13 protein-coding genes are annotated in these 19025 nt (G+C 52.5%); 7 read left to right on the top strand and 6 right to left on the bottom strand.

The window, feature by feature from the left end; translation table 11 throughout:
* Positions 1 to 43 precede the first annotated feature (43 nt).
* The gene (locus CRO05_RS12545) at positions 44 to 1225 is read left to right on the top strand and encodes an efflux RND transporter periplasmic adaptor subunit (RefSeq protein ID WP_097067476.1); all 1182 of its coding nucleotides are present in this window, start codon (positions 44 to 46) and stop codon (positions 1223 to 1225) included.
* 63 nt (positions 1226 to 1288) lie between these two features.
* Positions 1289 to 4384, top strand: coding sequence for an efflux RND transporter permease subunit (locus tag CRO05_RS12540; protein ID WP_097067475.1), 3096 nt, complete (start codon positions 1289 to 1291; stop codon positions 4382 to 4384).
* Positions 4385 to 4606: 222 nt separating this feature from the next.
* Here CRO05_RS12540 and metG read toward each other — a convergent pair whose 3' ends face one another.
* Complete coding sequence (gene metG / locus CRO05_RS12535; RefSeq protein WP_097067474.1) at positions 4607 to 6802, bottom strand: methionine--tRNA ligase; 2196 nt, start codon at positions 6800 to 6802, stop codon at positions 4607 to 4609.
* Positions 6803 to 7043: 241 nt separating this feature from the next.
* On the opposite strand from metG, the gene apbC reads away from it, so the two are divergent.
* The 3 genes from apbC (at position 7044) to CRO05_RS12520 (ending at position 10389) form a co-directional block, all read left to right on the top strand.
* A complete protein-coding gene (gene apbC / locus CRO05_RS12530) occupies positions 7044 to 8132 on the top strand; it encodes an iron-sulfur cluster carrier protein ApbC (protein ID WP_097067473.1) in 1089 nt (362 codons plus the stop codon).
* Between the two features lie 120 nt (positions 8133 to 8252).
* Positions 8253 to 8819, top strand: coding sequence for a dCTP deaminase (dcd, locus tag CRO05_RS12525; RefSeq protein ID WP_090878870.1), 567 nt, complete (start codon positions 8253 to 8255; stop codon positions 8817 to 8819).
* Positions 8820 to 9213: 394 nt separating this feature from the next.
* Positions 9214 to 10389, top strand: a complete 1176-nt coding sequence (locus CRO05_RS12520) for a type III PLP-dependent enzyme (protein ID WP_097067472.1) — start codon at positions 9214 to 9216, stop codon at positions 10387 to 10389.
* Positions 10390 to 10476: 87 nt separating this feature from the next.
* Here the strand turns inward: CRO05_RS12520 and CRO05_RS12515 are convergent, their stop codons facing one another.
* Positions 10477 to 11046, bottom strand: a complete 570-nt coding sequence (locus tag CRO05_RS12515; protein ID WP_097067471.1) for a dihydrofolate reductase — start codon at positions 11044 to 11046, stop codon at positions 10477 to 10479.
* Complete coding sequence (locus CRO05_RS12510; RefSeq protein WP_097067470.1) at positions 11043 to 11837, bottom strand: thymidylate synthase; 795 nt, start codon at positions 11835 to 11837, stop codon at positions 11043 to 11045. The genes CRO05_RS12515 and CRO05_RS12510 overlap by 4 nt, the downstream gene beginning before the upstream one ends.
* A gap of 140 nt (positions 11838 to 11977) precedes the next feature.
* Between CRO05_RS12510 and CRO05_RS12505 the strand changes: the two genes are divergently transcribed.
* Entirely contained in the window at positions 11978 to 13480 is a 1503-nt protein-coding gene (locus tag CRO05_RS12505; protein ID WP_097067469.1) for a leucyl aminopeptidase family protein, read from the top strand.
* Positions 13481 to 13529: 49 nt separating this feature from the next.
* Here CRO05_RS12505 and CRO05_RS12500 read toward each other — a convergent pair whose 3' ends face one another.
* Positions 13530 to 14531: a zinc-dependent alcohol dehydrogenase family protein gene (locus CRO05_RS12500; RefSeq protein WP_097067468.1), complete on the bottom strand. Its 1002-nt coding sequence runs from the start codon at positions 14529 to 14531 to the stop codon at positions 13530 to 13532.
* Positions 14528 to 14767, bottom strand: a complete 240-nt coding sequence (locus CRO05_RS12495; RefSeq protein WP_235001430.1) for a hypothetical protein — start codon at positions 14765 to 14767, stop codon at positions 14528 to 14530. Before CRO05_RS12495 ends, CRO05_RS12500 begins: the two co-directional genes overlap by 4 nt.
* 25 nt (positions 14768 to 14792) lie before the next feature.
* Between CRO05_RS12495 and aroC the strand changes: the two genes are divergently transcribed.
* Entirely contained in the window at positions 14793 to 15965 is a 1173-nt protein-coding gene (aroC, locus tag CRO05_RS12490; RefSeq protein ID WP_097067467.1) for a chorismate synthase, read from the top strand.
* Between the two features lie 133 nt (positions 15966 to 16098).
* Here aroC and CRO05_RS12485 read toward each other — a convergent pair whose 3' ends face one another.
* Positions 16099 to 19014 (bottom strand): EAL domain-containing protein, encoded by a 2916-nt coding sequence (locus tag CRO05_RS12485; RefSeq protein ID WP_097067466.1) that lies wholly within the window; start codon positions 19012 to 19014, stop codon positions 16099 to 16101.
* Positions 19015 to 19025 lie beyond the last annotated feature (11 nt).

Below are 19025 nucleotides of genomic sequence, written 5' to 3'. Positions count from 1 at the left end.
ACTTTTTGCCTACCGGTTCAACAGTACCTGGTAAGACTTTTTAATGGAAGCTATTTCTCGAACAAAGCCGGCAGCACCTGCCCGGCGTCGCCTCAGGCTCGCGGCATATTGGATTTTACTCGCCGCCCTGATCGCTGGGGCCTGGGTCTGGCGCAATCCGAGCGGTGTGACCGAGGCGAAGGACAGGCCAGTTGAGGCGACACCGGTCGTGACCGCTGTGGTTGCACAAAACGATGTACCTGTCACACTTACCGCAAATGGTACGGTATCCGCTCAACAGACGGTGGCGGTACGGCCGCAGCTGAGTGCCGTGATTAGCGCCGTCCACATCAAGGAAGGACAGTTTGTGCAGAAAGGGGAGAAGCTCTTCTCCCTTGATGCGCGCACGGAGGATGCCAATGTCAGCAAGACCGAAGGGCAGCTGGCAAGGTCCCGCGCCGATCTGAGAAATGCCGAGCGCAACCTCGAGCGCCAGCTTGAACTCTTCCGGCAAAACTTTATTTCACAGGCTGCGCTAGATGTGGCGGAGAGTCAGGTCGAGGCGCTGCGCGGTCAACTTGCCGTGGATCAGGCCACGGTGCAGGCAAATCGCATTGCCCGTGGTTTCAGTGAGATCATTGCTCCTATTGCCGGACGCACCGGCGCCATTCCGGTATACCAGGGCAGTCTGGTGCAGCCGAACGATATCCTCGTCAATATCACGCAGATTGATCCGATCAACGTCAGCTTTACCTTGCCGGAACGAGAGTTTATACCTTTGCAACAGGCGCGCACAAAAGGCGAAGTGCCCGTTAATGTGGAACTAGGGGTTACGGGAAAGCAAACACGAAAAGGACGCTTGATATTTATCGATAATACGGTAGATACGGCAAGCGGCACAATTGGTCTTAAAGCCGAATTTCCCAACTCGGATAAACATCTATGGCCCGGAATGTTTGTCAGAGTAACGCTCGCGCCGCGCACGCTGACGGGGGCGCTCACCGTTCCGGTGCAGGCGGTTCAGAATGGTCCAGAGGGACAATTTCTGTATGTTATCGGTGACAATGATCAAGTAACTTCTCTTCCGGTGAATGTGCGTTTGGTACAGGATGGGCTGGCCGTAATAGAGGGAGAAATTATTACTCAAGGGATGCGGGTTGTCCTGGAAGGCGCGCAGAATCTCAGGCCAGGCAGTCTGGTAACAGAGGACGGGTCCAAGGGTGTCGAGGCTGACGCTGATGGGTAGAACCAGCTGGATGAACATATCAGCGTGCCGGAGCATCGCCGGCACGCTCCGTAGAGTGGTGGCATGAATCTATCCGAGTTGTGTATCCGCCGCCCGGTCATGACGGTGCTGCTGTCGGCTTCCGCGGTTGTGGCTGGCATCATTGCTTACGGCGGCTTACCCATAGCGGCACTGCCCAGTTACGATTCGCCAACTATTTCCGTGACTGCGGTCCTGCCGGGTGCAAGTCCCGACACGATGGCCTCTTCGGTGGCAACGCCACTTGAGCGGCAGTTTTCCACTATCTCTGGCTTGTCGGTAATCAGTTCGACAAGCACGTTGGGCAATACTGCGATTACGCTGGAGTTCGACCAGAACCGCGATATCGACAGCGCTGCCATAGACGTGCAGGCGGCATTGCTGCGTGCGGAGCGGTCGCTGCCCCTGGAAATGACCACGCCGCCATCCTATCGCAAGATCAACCCGGCTGACGCGGCAATCATTTTTCTGGCGCTGATGTCGCCCTCAATGTCACTGCCGGAATTGAACAGCTTTGCCGAAGACCTTATCGCTCCGACGCTATCAACACTACCTGGCGTAGCGCAGGTAAATATTCATGGACAGAAAAAATATGCGGTGCGCGTACGCGTGAACCCTGACGCATTGGCCGTCCGCAACCTTACACTCGATGACATCGCCAACGCGCTACGTACTGCCAACGCCAATTCTCCGATTGGGACGCTGGAGGGGCCGCGTCAGGCGCTCACTATCCAGGCGAATCGCCAGCTCAACGATGCCGCAGCGTTTGCGAAGCTGATCGTTGCGACGTCTCCCAGCGGAAACCCGGTAAGACTCTCCGAAGTTGCGCAGGTTGAAGACAGCGTGCAATCACTCAAGACCGCAAGTTGGGTTAATGGGGAGCCCGCGATTAGTCTATCGGTGCAGCGCCAACCGGGTGCCAATACCGTCGCGACCGTTGATGCTATCAAGGCAGCACTACCAGGGTTGGTTGCCCAAATGCCATCATCTGTTCAGCTTAAACTGACGAGCGATCGTTCCGTTTCCATCCGTGACTCTATCCATGATGTGCAGGTCACGCTGGCGATAACAATCATTCTCGTCCTGCTAGTGATTTTCCTGTTCCTGCGTAAAGCCTCTGCCACATTGATTCCTGCAATGTCCCTGCCGATCTCGCTGCTGGGGACAGTGGCGATGATGCACGCCCTTGATTACACCCTGGACAATATTTCCTTGCTTGGCATCACTCTCGCGGTGGGACTGGTGGTCGATGATGCCATCGTAATGCTTGAGAATATCGTTCGCCATATCGAAAAGGGTGTGCCGCCTCTGCAGGCTGCGCTGCAAGGCTCAAAGGAAGTCAGTTTTACCATCATTTCGATTTCCCTCTCGCTGGTTGCCGTCTTTATCCCTATTTTTTTCATGCCCGGTGTGATTGGTCTGCTTTTTCATGAGTTTGCTGCTGTCGTGGGAATCGCGGTTTTGATGTCGGCTGTTGTATCGCTTACATTGGTGCCTGTAATGACCAGCCGTTATCTCGCCGGGCATGACGCCGACGTCCTCAGTCTGAGATGGACGGAATGGTTCGACCGTGGGTTCAATAAAGTTCTGGGAGGATATGAACGCGTACTCGATTCGGCACTGGTTCACCACCGCGTGGTTTTGGGTATTGCATTTGCCACTTTCCTTGCCACGGGTGTTCTGTTCATGGTCTTGCCCAAAGGTTTTTTCCCCAATGAGGATATTGGTCAGGCGCTGATTACCGTGGAGGCGGTCGAGGACATTTCCTTTCCGGCCATGTCAGAGTTGCTGCAACGTACAAGTGATGTGATTCGCGCCCATCCCTCCGTCGATTACCTGAATGTCTACGCCACTGAAAGCAATAGTGCCCGCGTGTACATGACCCTCAGGCCGCGCAGCGAACGCGCGCCCCTCGAAGAAATAACGGAAGAGCTGCGACAGGATCTTCGCGCAATCCCGGGAGTAAACGTCTTTATAAACCCCCTTCAAAATCTCAGGCTTGGCGGACGCACCAGCAAGAGCCGCTATCAGTACGTCATGCGCAGCGTGCGAGCTGAAGATCTGCGCCCCGCAGCGGATGGCCTCATGTCGCGCATGCAGGCGGACCCCATCTTTCGGGATGTCACCAGCGATTCGCAATTGAGGGGTCTGGAGGCTCGTCTGAATATCGATCGGGACAAGGTCAATCTTTTGGGCGTGCAAATTGGTGATATCCGTTCCGCCCTCTATAGCGCCTTCGGCGAGCGCCAGGTCTCGACGATATATACTTCCAGCGATAGCTATTATGTGATTTTGCAGGTCGCCGCCGAACATCAGTACGACGAGAGTGCTTTCAACAAGATTTATCTGCGTGCCGCGAATGATACGCTGGTGCCGTTATCGAGCGTTGCAACAGTCGAGCGCGAAGTGGGGCCGATTGCGATCAATCATGCGGGCCAACTGGAAGCGGTGACGATAGCGTTCAATCTGGCTCCCGGTGCCGCATTGGGCGAGGCTTCCAACCGTATCGAGCAGTTCAAGCGCGAGCTTAATCTACCAGCGAGCATTCTGACCAGCTACGCAGGCGATGCGGCGGCGTTCCAGTCTTCTCAAACGAGTCAGGTGGTGTTGATCGTTGCTGCGTTGCTGGTTATCTACGTATTGCTTGGCGTACTGTATGAGAGTTACATTCATCCGCTCACGATACTCTCCGGGCTGCCTTCCGCTGCGGTCGGTGCGCTGGCGATGCTGTGGCTGTTCGATATGGAGCTCTCGATCATCGCCATGATAGGTATCCTGATGTTGATCGGCATTGTCAAGAAAAACGCAATCATGATGATCGACTTCGCGCTCGACGCGCAACGTAATGATGCCATGGAGTCGCGTGAAGCAATCCGAACCGCTTGCCTGCTGCGGTTCCGGCCCATCATGATGACGACGCTGGCTGCATTGATGGGCGCGTTTCCCATCGCCCTCGGACTGGGGGCGGGTGCCGAGTTGCGCCAGCCGCTGGGCCTGGCGGTGGTGGGCGGTCTGCTATTTTCGCAAGTGATCACGCTTTTCATTACACCGGTAATCTATCTTTACCTGGATCGCTTTTCCGGCAGCGGACCGTTGAAGCTGGAGACGGATCATGAATTAGCCCGGCGGCAGAGAGCATAGTCTGCCATGCGTAGGTTGGATAGGTTGGGGTGAGGCACGAATCCCAATCCATTGTCTATTGGAAATAAACGTTGGGGTTCCCGTGTCACGCCAGCCTTGTATGATTCAGATGTCAGTCGTAGGATGGGCGGAGCGAAGTGCAACCCATCGAAACGATGTTGGTATGGCTATGGGTATGGCCTGGCGCCTCCACCCATCTTGCGCCTAAGGATTTAGGGTTAGTTACTTCACTTTCATGCCCGGCCGCGCGCCTTCATCAGGAGAGAGCAGATAAGGCCCATCTCCGTCACCTGCGGCCAATACCATTCCCTCGGATAAGCCGAACTTCATCTTGCGGGGTGCAAGGTTGGCCACCATGATAGTCAAACGGCCCTTGAGCTGTTCCGGATCATAGGCAGATTTTATGCCGGCGAATACGGTACGGTGATCCGATCCGATATCCAGCGTGAGTTTGAGCAATTTATCCGCACCTTCGACGTGCTCGGCATCGACGATTTTTGCCACTCTCAGATCGATCTTGCCGAAGTCATCAATTGTTATTGTTGCCGCCGTGGTGCTTTTGACATCACCTTCATCTTTTGCAGGAGTGGCGGACGGGACGACAGAACTTTTTTCCATGGGTTGCACATTTTGTCTGGTTTGTGGTGGCTGCACTGAAGGCTCGAGGCTTTCCTTATTGGCATTGATCAGCATCTCGATCTGTCTGGAATCAATACGGGTCATCAGATGCTCGTACTCATTGATCTGATGCCCTTCGGGTAACAGCCGGTTTTGCGAATTGGCATCTTTCCAGGTGAGAGGTTCAAGGCCAAGAAATCGTTCTGCTTTTGCAGCAAGCCTCGGCAGTACCGGTTTCAGGTAAACGGTAAGAATCCGGAACATGTTTAAAGTAACACTGCAAACTTCATGCAATTCCCGATCGTTCTCACTATTTTTTGCCAGAATCCACGGTTTCGTCCGATCCACGTATTGATTGGCCACGTCCGCCGCCAGCATTATTTCCTTTATCGCTTTGCCGTACTCCCTGCGATCGTAAAAGTTCGCAATGGAAATATGGCGGCCGAGGAAAGTATCTCCCTCTCCGAGTTGACAGAAAAGAAATTGATTGAACCATTTTCTATTGGCTTCCGAAATGGTGTGCGTCAGCTTGCCACCAAATTTTTTATTGATGAAACCAGCGCACCTGCTGGCAATATTGATGTATTTTCCTATCAGATCGCTATTAACGCGCGCAGTGAAATCATCGAAATTGAGATCGATGTCTTCCATACTATCGTTGAGCTTGGCAGCGTAGTAATAACGCAGCCATTCCGGGTTCAAGCCTTGCTTCAAATAGCTTTCCGCAGTGATGAATGTCCCGCGGGATTTGGACATTTTTTGTCCGTTGACGGTAAGGAATCCATGGGCATAAATCTGGGTGGGCGTGCGGTAGCCGGAGAATTCCAGCATTGCCGGCCAGAACAGGGCGTGGAAGTAAAGAATATCCTTGCCGATGAAATGCACCATTTCAGTACTGCCGCCGGGCCGAAGGTATTCGTCGATCTCCGCTTGCGATCGCTGCTGTTGCTTGAAGTAATTCCTGAAGCTGCCGAAGTAGCCCACGGGAGCATCCAGCCAGACATAGAAAAATTTCTTGCGGGCAGTCCCGGGAATCGGAAAGCCGAAATAGGGCGCATCGCGCGAAATATCCCAATCCGCCAGGCCGGCTGAAAGCCATTCATTCATCTTGTTGGCCGCTTCGGGCTGAAGCCGGGGTTTCATTTCCAGGGTTGCGCCAGATTGGCTCGAAATCGATTCAAAGACCCACTCTTTGAGAAAAGCCCTGCAGCGAGGATCCGAAAGCTTGAAGAAGTGGTGTTTCGAAGCGCGGCGTTCCGGCTTCGCCCCGGAAACGGCAGAGTAAGGATCGATCAGATCGGTTGGCGAATACGTGGCGCCGCAAGCTTCACAGGAGTCGCCGTATTGATCTTTGGCGTGGCAGTTCGGGCATTCACCTTTGATGTACCGATCCGGTAAGAACATCTGCTTGACCGGATCATAAAACTGCTGAACCGAGCGTTTCGCAATCAAATCCTTTGCTTCAAGCTGGCGATAGATGTCTTCGCAAAATTCCTGATTTTCAGGCGAATCGGTGGTGTAGTAGCTATCAAAATCAACATGGAAGCCATCGAAATCAGTCTTGTGTTCCTGCCATACGCGATCTATCAATTGCTTGGGTGTAATGCCTTCCTGTTCGGCACGTAGCATGATCGGGGTGCCGTGAGTATCATCCGCACACACGTAATGCACCTCGTGCTCTTGCATTTTCTGAAAACGAACCCAGATGTCCGTTTGTATGTATTCCACCAGATGGCCAAGATGGATACTGCCGTTGGCATACGGCAAGGCGGAGGTAACCAGGATTTTTCGCTTGCTCATCAATCGGCTATAAAAGATTCGAAACGTGATTGTAGCAAACTGTAGGCCCTGACGGTCTGTTGAACTAAAGGAAACCAATCGTAAATTCGAAAGGTATGGTTCTCCGCTTCTTGCCAACGTTTTATTCAAACTGGATTGCTGACCCGCAGGACGTACTCGGTTTATCACGTCGCCAGACTCTTGGCCCCGATATTTGTTAATATTCGGTCTTCATTTGTGCCGCAGATAAAGGAGTGCAAAAGTGCCTATCACGGAGCAGCAAATACAGTCCGCCCTCAAGGAAATTACCGACCTCAGCACCGGCAAGGATTACGTGACCAGCAATGAGGCGCGTAACATCCAAATAGCTGGCGATAACGTGTCACTGGATATTGTGCTGGGTTACCCGGCCAGAAGCGTAATAGAAAGTATCCGTAAACAGGTGGAGGACAAGCTCAAAAGCATTCCCGGGATTGGCAGCGTGAATGCCAATGTCACCAGCAAGATTGTGTCGCACAGCGTGCAGGGGGGGGTAAAGCTCATTCCGGGGGTAAAAAACATAATCGCGGTGGCATCCGGCAAGGGCGGCGTGGGTAAATCCGCCACGGCGGTGAATCTGGCGCTGGCACTGTCAGCAGAGGGCGCTTCCGTCGGGATTCTGGACGCCGACATTTACGGACCCTCGCAGCCACAGATGCTCGGGATTACAGGCCGCCCCGAGTCGCCGGACGGCAAGAGCATGGAACCGATGAAAGCGCATGGCGTCCAGGCTATATCCATCGGTTTTCTGATCGACGCGGAAACACCCATGGTCTGGCGAGGACCGATGGTCACGCAGGCATTGCAGCAGTTATTGAACGATACCCGATGGAATGATGTGGACTATCTTATTGTGGACATGCCGCCTGGAACCGGTGATATCCAGTTGACACTCGCGCAGAAAGTGCCGGTAACGGGCGCTGTTATCGTTACCACCCCTCAGGATATTGCACTTCTTGACGCTCGCAAGGGGCTCAAGATGTTCCAGAAAGTAGGTATCCCCATCGTCGGTATTGTCGAAAACATGAGCACCCACATCTGTTCCCGGTGCGGCCATGAGGAACATGTTTTTGGCACTGGTGGCGGTGAAAAGATGTGCAAGGATTACAATGTAGAGTTCCTGGGCGCCTTGCCCCTCGATATAAAAATCCGTGAACATACCGATTCCGGCACGCCGACGGTCATCGCGGAACCAGAGGGACGGATAGCAGAGACATACCGCAGCATTGCCCGTCGCCTCGCAGTCAGGATCGACGAATTGGCGCTGGATCACTCAGCGCTATTTGCGAAGATTGTGATTGAGGATACCTGATTATCATCGTACACCTTGAGGAGAAAGGAGAACCAGCCGAAATGGCTGTGTTGGCGTCTGTGGGACAGAGTATGTTCCCATTTCCGACGGACATTCGCTGAGATTCTCATCCTTTAAAAAATGACAATAAAATCAGACAAATGGATTCGCCGAATGGCGACCGAATACCGGATGATCGAGCCTTTCGAGCCCAATCAGATCAAGTATGCCAATGGTCATAAAATCGTTTCATACGGGACCTCGAGTTATGGCTATGATATTCGCTGCTCGGATGAATTCAAGCTGTTCACCAACATAAACTCCGCCATCGTCGACCCCAAGAATTTTGATTCCAACTCTTTCGTCGACGTGAAGAGCGATGTTTGCCTGATCCCGCCCAATTCCTTCGCGCTTGCGCGCACTGTTGAGTATTTTCGCATTCCGCGAAATGTACTCACTATTTGCCTTGGAAAATCCACCTATGCCCGTTGTGGCATTATTGTGAATGTCACCCCACTCGAACCGGAGTGGGAAGGTTACGTCACGCTCGAGTTTTCCAACACCACACCGCTTCCCGCAAAAATTTACGCGAATGAAGGAGTGGCTCAAGTGATTTTCTTCGAATCCGATGAAGTCTGCGAGATTTCGTATAAGGATAGAGGAGGGAAATACCAGGGTCAGCATGGCGTAACCTTGCCGAAAATCTGATCATCACCCGCGCTGACAGCAAAACGTTCGCTACAACTTTCTCATCACGCGCACATCCGGTTTTTCAGCCTTAAAAAAACACAAAGTGTGCTCGATATGCTGTATTTACTCCCCAATATATTCCCACAGTCTTCTCTCAAAACCAGAAACGCCAATACGATACGGAGTCGTTTTTTTTGTCGGAACTTAAGGCGGAGTGCGAGGTCTTTTTTTCATTCAAAAAAAACGCTTGATTCCAGCGGAATCACGTCTATAATCCGCTTTTTTTTGACGTGCAATTAAATAAGGAACAGGAGGTCATCATGACAAGCAAAGCAAACTATTTCGCGCCGGCTGATCTGGTAAACATTCACACTCCCGTAACGTAGCGCCTCCTTCAGAAAGGACGACTCTCATGCAAATGCGTACCACCGCTCTACGGCGCGACGTAGAAGCCGAAGAAGTATTCGACACCCATCCCGAAGTCAGACTGGATTTTGAACATGTCCAGGCAGCCTTGAAAAAAGGCTACAGCAAGCCGTTCCTGCTGGTTGACACCGATATTATTCGCAATAAAGCCCGCCGGTTCAAAGCAGCTATGCCACAGGTGCAACCGCACTATGCGGTCAAGGCCAATCCGGATCCGCGCGTACTGAGAACGATGATCGAGGAAGGCGTTGGATTTGAAATCGCCTCGATTTCGGAGCTGGATCTCCTGCTTAGCCTGGGCGTGCCCGCGGCGGAAATCTATTACAGCAACCCGATGAAGTCACGTGCCTATCTGGAATATGCCGCGTCCAAAGGCGTGGAATGGTATGTGCTGGATAGCGTCGAGGAGTTGCGTAAAATCGCAAGCGTCAAGCCGGATGCAAAAATGTATTTGCGCATTGATACGCCCAACATCGGCAGTGATTGGCCGCTGGCTGGTAAATTTGGTACGCATACTGCCGAGATCGACGGTATCGTCAGCGAAGCGGCGAAACTCAATGCCGATCTGGCGGGCGTGACTTTCCATGTGGGTTCGCAGTGCCGTAACCCGCAGAACTGGCGAGTAGGTATCGAACGGGCCAAAAAAGTTTTTGCAGATATGCGCCGAGTTGGCTTGAACCCGCGTTTGCTCAATATCGGTGGCGGATATCCGGTACGTCATGTCAAGCCTATTCCGTCGATAGAAATAATAGCGGATGTTGTAAATGAGGCGATTGCGGACTTGCCGAAAGAAGTTCGCGTCATGGCCGAGCCAGGACGTTACCTTGTGTCGGACGCAGCTTACTTTGTCTGTCGGGTAGTCGGTACGGCAACGCGCAATGGCAAACGCTGGATGTATTGGGATGCGGGCATGTTCGGCGGCGTGATCGAGGTTACCGAGGGGCTGCGTTATGAAATTCTTTCCGACCGCAAGGGACAGAATATTCCCTGGTCCGTGGGCGGACCAACGTGCGATTCGGTGGATATTCTAATGCGGGACGAAATGCTGCCGGAAGATATCGAAGAGGGCGATTTCATCTATATCCCGAATGCGGGGGCTTATACCACCGCATATGCCAGCAACTTCAACGGATTCCCGTTACCGGACGTGGTTGTTCTGTAACGGATCCATAATGACAATTGCAAAATAATAAATGGGCGGAGGCCAACGAATGGTCTCCGCCGGGAATGGCCCTCGCCCATTTATTTTTCAGAGTGATCCGGAATAGCCGCCACGATAAGTTCCTTTGCCTGTTTCCCGATCATATACCACAAAATGGTATTCCAGCCCGTTGTCATCCCCCCAGCAGTATTTTTCACGCGAGGTTTCGCTCCATTCCTCATGGTTGAATTCGGGAAACAGCACATCACCATCGAAATCTCTCTGAATTTCTGTAATATATAATCTGTCGCATAATGGCAATATTTGCCGGAATATTTCAGCGCCCCCAATAACAAAGCTTTCAGAATCATCGGTCGTAGCATATCTGTCGGGGTTTTGTCTGTGGTCCTGGCAGACTCTTAACGCTTCCGCTATCGAGTTCACGACGATGGCGCCCGGGACTTTATATTCTGTCTGACTTGTAACGATAATACAGGTGCGCCCCGGAAGCGGCTGGCCGATAGATTCATAGGTTTTACGTCCCATGATAACGCGATGCCCCATGGTGAGCGCCTTGAAGTGCTTAAGATCCGGCGGCAACCGCCACGGCAATGTATTGTCCTTGCCGATCACGCGATTTTTTGCCATCGCTGCTAACGCGGACAGTTGCGTGGTCATACCGCCACCGGCGCCGAAATAGCTGGATGAGGATCATAACCTTCCAGCCTGAAATCTTCGTACCCGAAATCAAAAATGCTGAGGATCGCCGGATTCAATTTCATTACCGGCAGGGTTCTCGGTTCACGGCTTAATTGCTCTCGTGCCTGCGTCAGATGGTTCAGGTAAAGGTGCGCATCGCCCAATGTATGCACGAAATCGCCCGGCCTCAAGTGACAACTTTGCGCCACCATCAAAGTAAGCAGGGCATAGGAGGCGATGTTGAATGGCACGCCAAGGAAGATGTCGGCGCTGCGCTGATAAAGCTGGCAGGAAAGCTTGCCGTCCGCCACGTAAAATTGAAACAAGGCATGGCATGGAGCCAATTTCATCTCCCGTAATTCACTCACGTTCCAGGATGACACTATCATGCGCCGCGAATCCGGGGTATTCCTGATCTGTTCGATTATTTGCGTAATCTGATCAATATGGCCTCCGCCCATGCTCGGCCAGGACCGCCACTGGCGGCCGTATATCGGGCCGAGGTCGCCGTTCTGGTCGGCCCATTCATTCCAGATGGAAACTCCATTTTCCTTGAGGTATTGAATATTAGTATCGCCGCGTAAAAACCATAGCAGTTCGTGGATGATGGACTTCAAATGGCACTTCTTCGTGGTTACCAGCGGAAAGCCTTCGGATAGATCGAAACGCATCTGGTGCCCGAATATGGAAAGGGTGCCCGTGCCTGTGCGATCCGATTTCCTGTGTCCGTGGTCGAGCACATGTTGCATGAGTTCAAGATACTGGCGCATTGAGTGTAGATGAGGAGCAACGATAGAAAAGATAAGGAGCGATATTGAAAAGTCCGGATCAGCGAAACTGTATTGACGAATCTAAAAGAATCAAATGTATTATAGTATCATTTTCCATAATTGTGATTTGAGGTAGGCTGATGCTCGCGTCATTGAAACAAAATGCTTCACCCCTAGGTCCATCTGTCAAGGCAACTCATATTCTGGTCATGCTCCCGCAGGTCGGGGCTTCAACCGGGAAACCATCGGATAAGCCATCGGTTAAGCTTCCGGCTAAGCTGGATTTTCTGGGTAAAGGCGTTTTGGAAGTCCTGCTGTCGAGGCGCAAGATGCAGCCTGGAGAAATTGGCGATACCCCACTGGCAGCAAATCTCGAAAGTGGTACTTTATGCGTTTGGGTGACGGTGGACTTGAGCAAGTCCCTGTTCGAGCAACAAACATCCGTGCGCAAAGCCGTGCATTTGTTGCTGGAAGAAAATCCGGCGGAAATACATCTTGCGATTTATGGTGATAACAGTCAAAAGCGCGCCTTTGCGCAATTGGCGGTATATGCCGCATGGATTAACGGACCGGCTTTGCCTTTACGGAAAACAGGAAACAAGAACGCGCGGGCGCAGTCGCTCGCTCGAATCGTGCTGCATGGATATAAGGACCCGGATAATTTTGCGTTGCTGCATGCTAAAGCGGAAGGCAATCTGCTCACGCGTGAATTGACGATATTGCCGCCCAACGAATTGACACCGGAGCTTTATCGCAAGCAAATCAAAAAGCTGGCTGTCAGTGAAGGGTGGAAGTATCAGGATTTCGATGTCAAGGCATTGCGTAAGATGGGTGCCGGAGCATTTGTTGCTGTGGCTCAAGGCAGCGATCCGGAGGATGCTGCTATCGTGCATTTGCGACGGCGCGTCCAAAATGCGAACAAAACGGTGGCTCTTGTGGGAAAAGGCATCTGCTTCGATACTGGAGGTCATAATTTGAAGCCGGCCCGCCATATGCACGGCATGCACGAGGACATGAACGGCTCGGCTGTCGCGCTGGGCATCCTATTGGCTGCAACTCGTGCCAATCTACCGTTAAATATCGATTGCTGGCTCGCCATCGCCCAGAATCACATCAGCCCGCATGCTTACAAGCAGAACGACGTCATAACGGCGTTAAATGGCACCACTATCGAGATTATCCATACCGATGCTGAAGGAAGAATGGTGCTGGCGGACACGTTGACGCTGGCCGCAAAGCGGAAGCCCGACGTAATGATCGATTTCGCGACGTTGACCGGGAGCATGCACGTTGCGCTCGGATCGCATTACAGCGGGATATTAAGCAACCGGGAGGACTTGGTACAGAAGGCATTAACAGCGGGTAAATCCGCTGGCGAGAGAGTCTGGGCATTTCCCATGGATGCCGACTACGATGCGGAACTGGAAAGCAAGATTGCCGACGTCAAGCAGTGCACACTGGAAGGCGAGGCGGACCACATTCTCGCTGCTCGCTTTCTCAGCCGGTTTGTGGATGACATACCTTGGCTGCATATGGATCTCTCCTCCAGCAACAACAAGGGTGGGCTGGGGGCGGTGGGAAGCGATGTCACCGGCTTTGGCGTGGCATGGGGAGTCGAGATGTTACGCGAGTTGCAGGCGTAGCCCGGATAGGCAGACTGATAGATAAACCCGCAGCTGGTTTATCGCCTGATCAAACAATTTGCAGCACTATCTTGCCGGTGGTATGTCCTGTTTCTATCAGCCGGTGTGCCTCTGCAGCCTTCTCCAGTGGTAGTGCAAGACCAATATGAACCTTGAGGATGCCCTGCTCGAACAGTTTTGCTCCGCGCTCAAGTATCCGTGTCTGCATGACGCGCGCGGGGTGCAAGCCGAAATAGAGAGGGGCCGCCATTTGCACGTAACCGATACATAGATTGCGCAGCCGTGCCGTATTGGTGTGCTGGATATCGCATGAAGTCGAGAGCAGCGTAATCACACGGCCATACAACCGGGTCGCAGCAAAGGATCTGCAAAACGTTTCGCCACCAACCGTATCCATTACCAGTCTCACGCCCAGGCCATCTGTCCAGTTCAACGCAGCTTCAACGAAGTCCTGTCGGCTATAGTCGATCGCCAGTTCGGCGCCCAGCGATCGTACAAACTCCGCCTTCAGGGAATTTGAGACGGTGGTGGCGATTCGTGCATTAAAGTAACAGGCAAGCTGAATCGCAATATGCCCAACGCCACCCGCCCCAGCGTGTATCAACGTGGATTGGCCGTCCCTCAAATCGCCGCGATTTACCAACGCTTCCCACGCTGTGATCAGGGCCAGCGGTATACCCGCAGCTTCCAGCATGGAGAGATTTCCCGGCTTCAATACCAGATAGTCTTCCTGCACCACCGTGTATTCAGCGTACGTTCCCGGTGCGCCGCCCAAGCCATTGTTGAAAAAAAACACCTCATCACCTGGACATACGCGCGTGACGGAACTACCCACCGCTTCCACAACCCCTGCCCCGTCGCAACCCAGAATCGAGGGCAGCTTATCCGGATAGTACATATTGAGCTTGCGTACCTTCGTATCTATCGGATTCACGCCTGCGGCATGCAGTTTTACCAGCACGCTTGATGGACCGATCAGAGCAGGTATGGGGATATCCGCAGTTGCCAGGACATCCGGTTCCCCCGGCGCATTCATCAGGACAGCTCTCATGGTTTTCCTTTATTCTTGCGCCAGATATATCGGGTAAACCGCTGCCACCGGCTGATTGCTTGCTCGGCTTTATCCTGCGCGCTTTCCTCTCGATCACGAACTGTGCTCAGTTTTACCTGTTCATGAATCTGGCGTAAGGTCAAACCGCCGGGACCTTTTATCTTGTCGGGATCAGGTTTCTCCATTGTCGGATTATTGTGGAAATAGCGAGGTATGGAGGATATGTTAAACTTCAAGCCTTGATTTTGCGAGAAAAATAAAATGTCAGGCAATACCCTCGGCAAGCTTTTTTGCGTTACTTCTTTTGGAGAATCTCATGGCCCCGCCATCGGTTGCATTGTCGATGGCTGCCCGCCGGGGATGGAATTGTCTACTGAGGATATCCAGCAGGATCTGGACCGGCGCAAGCCCGGTACGTCGCGCTACGTGACCCAGCGGCGCGAATCAGACACGGTGGAAATCCTTTCCGGGGTGTTCGAGGGCAGGACTACAGGTACGCCCATTGCGCTGCTGATCCGCAACGAAGACCAGCGCAGCAAGGATTACAGCAAAATCATGGATACCTTCCGTCCGGGACACGCAGACTATGTTTACTGGCAAAAATATGGGATACGCGATTACCGAGGTGGCGGTCGTTCCTCCGCGCGCGAAACGGCAGTGCGGGTAGCGGCAGCCGCTATTGCCAGGAAATGGCTCCATACAAAATATGGCGTCGTAATACGTGGTTTTATGGCCCAGTTGGGACCCATGGAGATTCCGTTCAAACAATGGGACGCAGTGCGCCAGAACCCATTTTTTGCTCCCAACCCTGATCTGGTGCCCGGCCTGGAAGAATTCATGGATAAGCTGCGCAAATCCGGTGATTCCGTCGGTGCAAAAATTTGCGTAGTGGCGGAAGGCGTTCCGGTAGGCTGGGGCGAGCCCGTATATGATCGCCTGGATGCGGAGATCGCTTACGCCATGATGAGCATCAATGCGATAAAAGGTGTGGAAATTGGTGCCGGGTTCGCTGCTGTGTCCCAGAAGGGCACCGAGCATTCCGACGAGATGACACCGGAAGGATTCCTGAGCAACAATGCGGGCGGCATAGTGGGAGGAATTTCCACCGGGCAGGATATCGTCGTGAACATTGCGGTTAAACCGACGTCGAGCATCCGTCTAGGACGACGCTCGGTAGACAAGACTGGCAAACCGGCGGTAGTGGAAACGCATGGCAGGCACGATCCCTGCGTGGGTATCCGCGCGACGCCTATCGCCGAGGCAATGCTGGCCCTGGTGCTGATGGATCATGCCTTGCGTCACCGCGCGCAAAATGCAGACGTGGTGTGCACAACGCCAAAAATTCCCGGCAAGGTCGGGTCTCAAGGCAGAAGTTCGTCCAATGCCGGGGAAAAACCGGAATTGAAGGAAAACCCTGATCCCGATGAGGCCTGAGGGTTACCCTTAACCCGTCCATGTCTACGCCCGGCAGTGGCAGTTTATGCCCATTTTCCGGTTTAACCACGTATCCACCCGTTATTGCTCCAGCATTCGTGTTCGATGTGAGTCCGAATGCAAGGTCGTCAGCTTAGGTCTGCAGAAAATCCTTGAATGGCGAATCACAAGCGGGCATGGGTAATCCTATCAAAAAACCTTGTGCATAATCTATCTGCATTTCCTCCAGAATGGAGAGCGTTGCAGCGTTCTCAACGAACTCGGCCGTTGTTTTCTTGCCAAATCCTCTTGCCACATCACATAAGGCTTTTACCAGAATTTGATCGTCGGGGCTATCGGCCAAGTTTCGTATAAAAGAACCGTCGATCTTCACAACGTCAATCGGTAGTTGTCTTATGTAATAGAAGGAGGAGAAGCCGACACCAAAATCATCCAGGGTAAAACTGCAGCCAAGTGTTCTGATCATTTCCATGAGTTTCCTTGCGGCAGGCAAATCTTCCAACGCTGCCGTCTCGGTTATTTCAAACATGAAGTTCGAAGGATCGGCGTTATATTGAGTGAAGGCCTCCCTCAACATAGGTAATAACTCCGGATCATGAAATGCGTGAGCTGACAGGTTTATGGAAAAACGAACACGGTGACCCCGGTGCTGGATTTCCGCCGATTGTGCAATGGATTTCCGTAACACCATATGATCGATGGCATGAATAAGGCCGGTTTGTTCTGCTGCGGGTATAAAAAAATGAGGAGCAAGTATGGTTCCATCATCATCGAGCATGCGCAACAGTACTTCGTAATGGTCGATGGTCTTGTCCGGGATATGCATGATAGGCTGGAAATAGAACAGGAACCGTTCATGCAACAGCGCATACTCGATCTTTTCTTTCCAATACACGAGGGTATGCATGCGTTCGCGGGTCTTCTCCTCATTGGAAAACAGATGCCAGCCCCCGCGCCCTGCTTCCTTGGCCTGGTACATGGCCAGATCCGCTGCCGCCAGTAGATCATGCACGTTGTTTCCATGCTCGGGAAAAAGGGCAATACCAACGCTGGCTGAAGCTTTATGAGTTCGGCTGTTTATCGCAATCTTTCCCTGGTTCAGGCAAGCAAGCGCATTTTTCGCGACTTCTATTGCTCCCTCCGGGGTAGTTTGAGGCAGTATCACTGCAAATTCATCGCCGCCCAGCCGCCCCAGTATATCGACACTGCGAATGCTGCCATGCAACATACGGGCGACCATCTTCAGTAACGCATCACCCGCCTGGTGTCCGCTTGTATCGTTTATATACTTGAATTGATCCAGGTCAAAAAAGAGCAGTGCGCCGGAATGCCTGTAGCGTGCAGCCAGATTCAGCATCTGCTCCAGTTCTTCCTGAAAGCGGCGCCGGTTGAATAAATCGGTCAACGGGTCATGGTCGGCCAGCCAGGCCAGTCGACCCTCCGTACGCTTATGCTCGGTCATGTCCAGACCTACCGATAGCATCGCAGGATCGTCCTCGGTATGTCGCGTGAGGCGGGAATGCAGCCAGAGAATATGCCGTACCGATGCATCCTTGCACAAGACATTGGCTTCGTGACGCAATTGGTCTCTTCGTTCAGAACGTACTTCCTCCAGATGGCCGGGTAGATCGCGCAGATCTCCGTCAAGAGCAAGAAGATCGAGAAATTGTGTTCCTTGAAGCTCTTTTTCCGTATATTGAATGAGCGTTTCCCCGTGGGCGTTAAGCGTAAGAATTTCGCCATCGGCATTTTGTGTGATCACGATCACTTGCGCGATATCAAGCAGATTTGTGATGAAATCCCTCTCCTTGCTTAATTCCTCCATTTTCCTTGCCAATATCGCGGTCCGGTCGGCGACCTGATCTTCAAGTTTCTCGAGTTGATAAGACAGAGCCGCCGCTGTTTCATCGAGCATGTCAATTTCATCTTTTAGCCATCGTTTCTGGCCGACGGAATGTAGCTCCGAACGGAAGTTCTTGAAACTGCTGCGGGCCAGGAGCGGCAACGTAAAGACAATGTGCTTGAGCCGCGAGAGTGGCTGGGAAAGTATGACAAATAATAATAGCTCCGAGAGTATGAGTCCCATCAGTCCTATTATCATATTCCGCTGTGTCGAACTTTGAATAGTGTGGATGGTGGAGGTGATATCGGTGACGACTATAAACTGGGCGTTATCAGATGCGTTCATCTTTCCCAGGGAAAGCGGCTTGATTTGCAGGTACTGGTTTTCCCAGAAAACCTGGATGCCCTTTTCCAGCTGGTTAAAATCTGGGTATTGCAACGCGGCCTGATCGAGAATCGCAAGATTCATTTCTCTGCTGTGCGCCGCGATCCGGACATCCCAACTGGGAATTCTCTTTTCGTTATTCTTGGGCGTATTGCCTGGTTCCTGGATAAGCAAACCGATATCGGCCCCGGAAATATCCTTGAACCCCAGGACGGCGTCGACCAGGGGTGCGCCTATGACGACAACGCCAACGCTATTGCCCTCTACCAGCAAGGGCGCCACTATGAATTGCATACAGCTTTTCCGGCAGCTTAGCGGGCTGACAGGCTGTTCTCGGGCATTGACCTTGCGAACCCAATTCAGCATTACGTCGTCATGAGTATCAGACTCTGAGGCGCCCCAGCTCGCGAGCAGCTGATTCGAGTTGTCATAAAAACGTATCACCTCGAAGCCCTTGGTAAGCTGCATTGGCGCCCAATACGGGTCGAATGCTTCAGCGATGTTTTTTCCGTCATGCACCAGCAGGCCCGTACCCATTCCTTCCAGAAAAGGGATCAATTCAGCAGACTGATGCAAATTTCTCGAAATCTGATCTATTAAACCTTCAACCTCACTGGCATAACGCCGGTGCTGCGCATTTCGCTGGCTCTCAAAATCATCCATCAAGCTGACATAAATAATGCCAGTGAATGAAACCACAATGGTGATCAAGATCAAACTGCTTAGCAGCAAGACCTTCCATTTCAGGCTCAGAAATTTGGGTGGTCCGGAATTGCCCGTGCCGTCAAGCTGAACCGCGTTTTTATGGAGATTCTTTTCCATCAGGGTTATCG

This window comes from Nitrosovibrio sp. Nv4 (assembly GCF_900215485.1).
Classification (GTDB): domain Bacteria; phylum Pseudomonadota; class Gammaproteobacteria; order Burkholderiales; family Nitrosomonadaceae; genus Nitrosospira.
The sequence above is the reverse complement of the archived record's forward strand: the minus strand, read 5'-3'. Positions and strand labels throughout refer to the sequence as shown.

Coding starts and splice junctions, on each gene's coding strand:
- CRO05_RS12545 (WP_097067476.1), top strand. CDS start 44: ATGGAAGCTATTTCTCGAACAAAGCCGGCAGCACCTGCCCGGCGTCGC.
- CRO05_RS12540 (WP_097067475.1), top strand. CDS start 1,289: ATGAATCTATCCGAGTTGTGTATCCGCCGCCCGGTCATGACGGTGCTG.
- metG (WP_097067474.1), bottom strand. CDS start 6,802: ATGAGCAAGCGAAAAATCCTGGTTACCTCCGCCTTGCCGTATGCCAAC.
- dcd (WP_090878870.1), top strand. CDS start 8,253: ATGACAATAAAATCAGACAAATGGATTCGCCGAATGGCGACCGAATAC.
- CRO05_RS12520 (WP_097067472.1), top strand. CDS start 9,214: ATGCAAATGCGTACCACCGCTCTACGGCGCGACGTAGAAGCCGAAGAA.
- CRO05_RS12515 (WP_097067471.1), bottom strand. CDS start 11,046: ATGACCACGCAACTGTCCGCGTTAGCAGCGATGGCAAAAAATCGCGTG.
- CRO05_RS12510 (WP_097067470.1), bottom strand. CDS start 11,837: ATGCGCCAGTATCTTGAACTCATGCAACATGTGCTCGACCACGGACAC.
- CRO05_RS12505 (WP_097067469.1), top strand. CDS start 11,978: ATGCTCGCGTCATTGAAACAAAATGCTTCACCCCTAGGTCCATCTGTC.
- CRO05_RS12500 (WP_097067468.1), bottom strand. CDS start 14,531: ATGAGAGCTGTCCTGATGAATGCGCCGGGGGAACCGGATGTCCTGGCA.
- aroC (WP_097067467.1), top strand. CDS start 14,793: ATGTCAGGCAATACCCTCGGCAAGCTTTTTTGCGTTACTTCTTTTGGA.
- CRO05_RS12485 (WP_097067466.1), bottom strand. CDS start 19,014: ATGGAAAAGAATCTCCATAAAAACGCGGTTCAGCTTGACGGCACGGGC.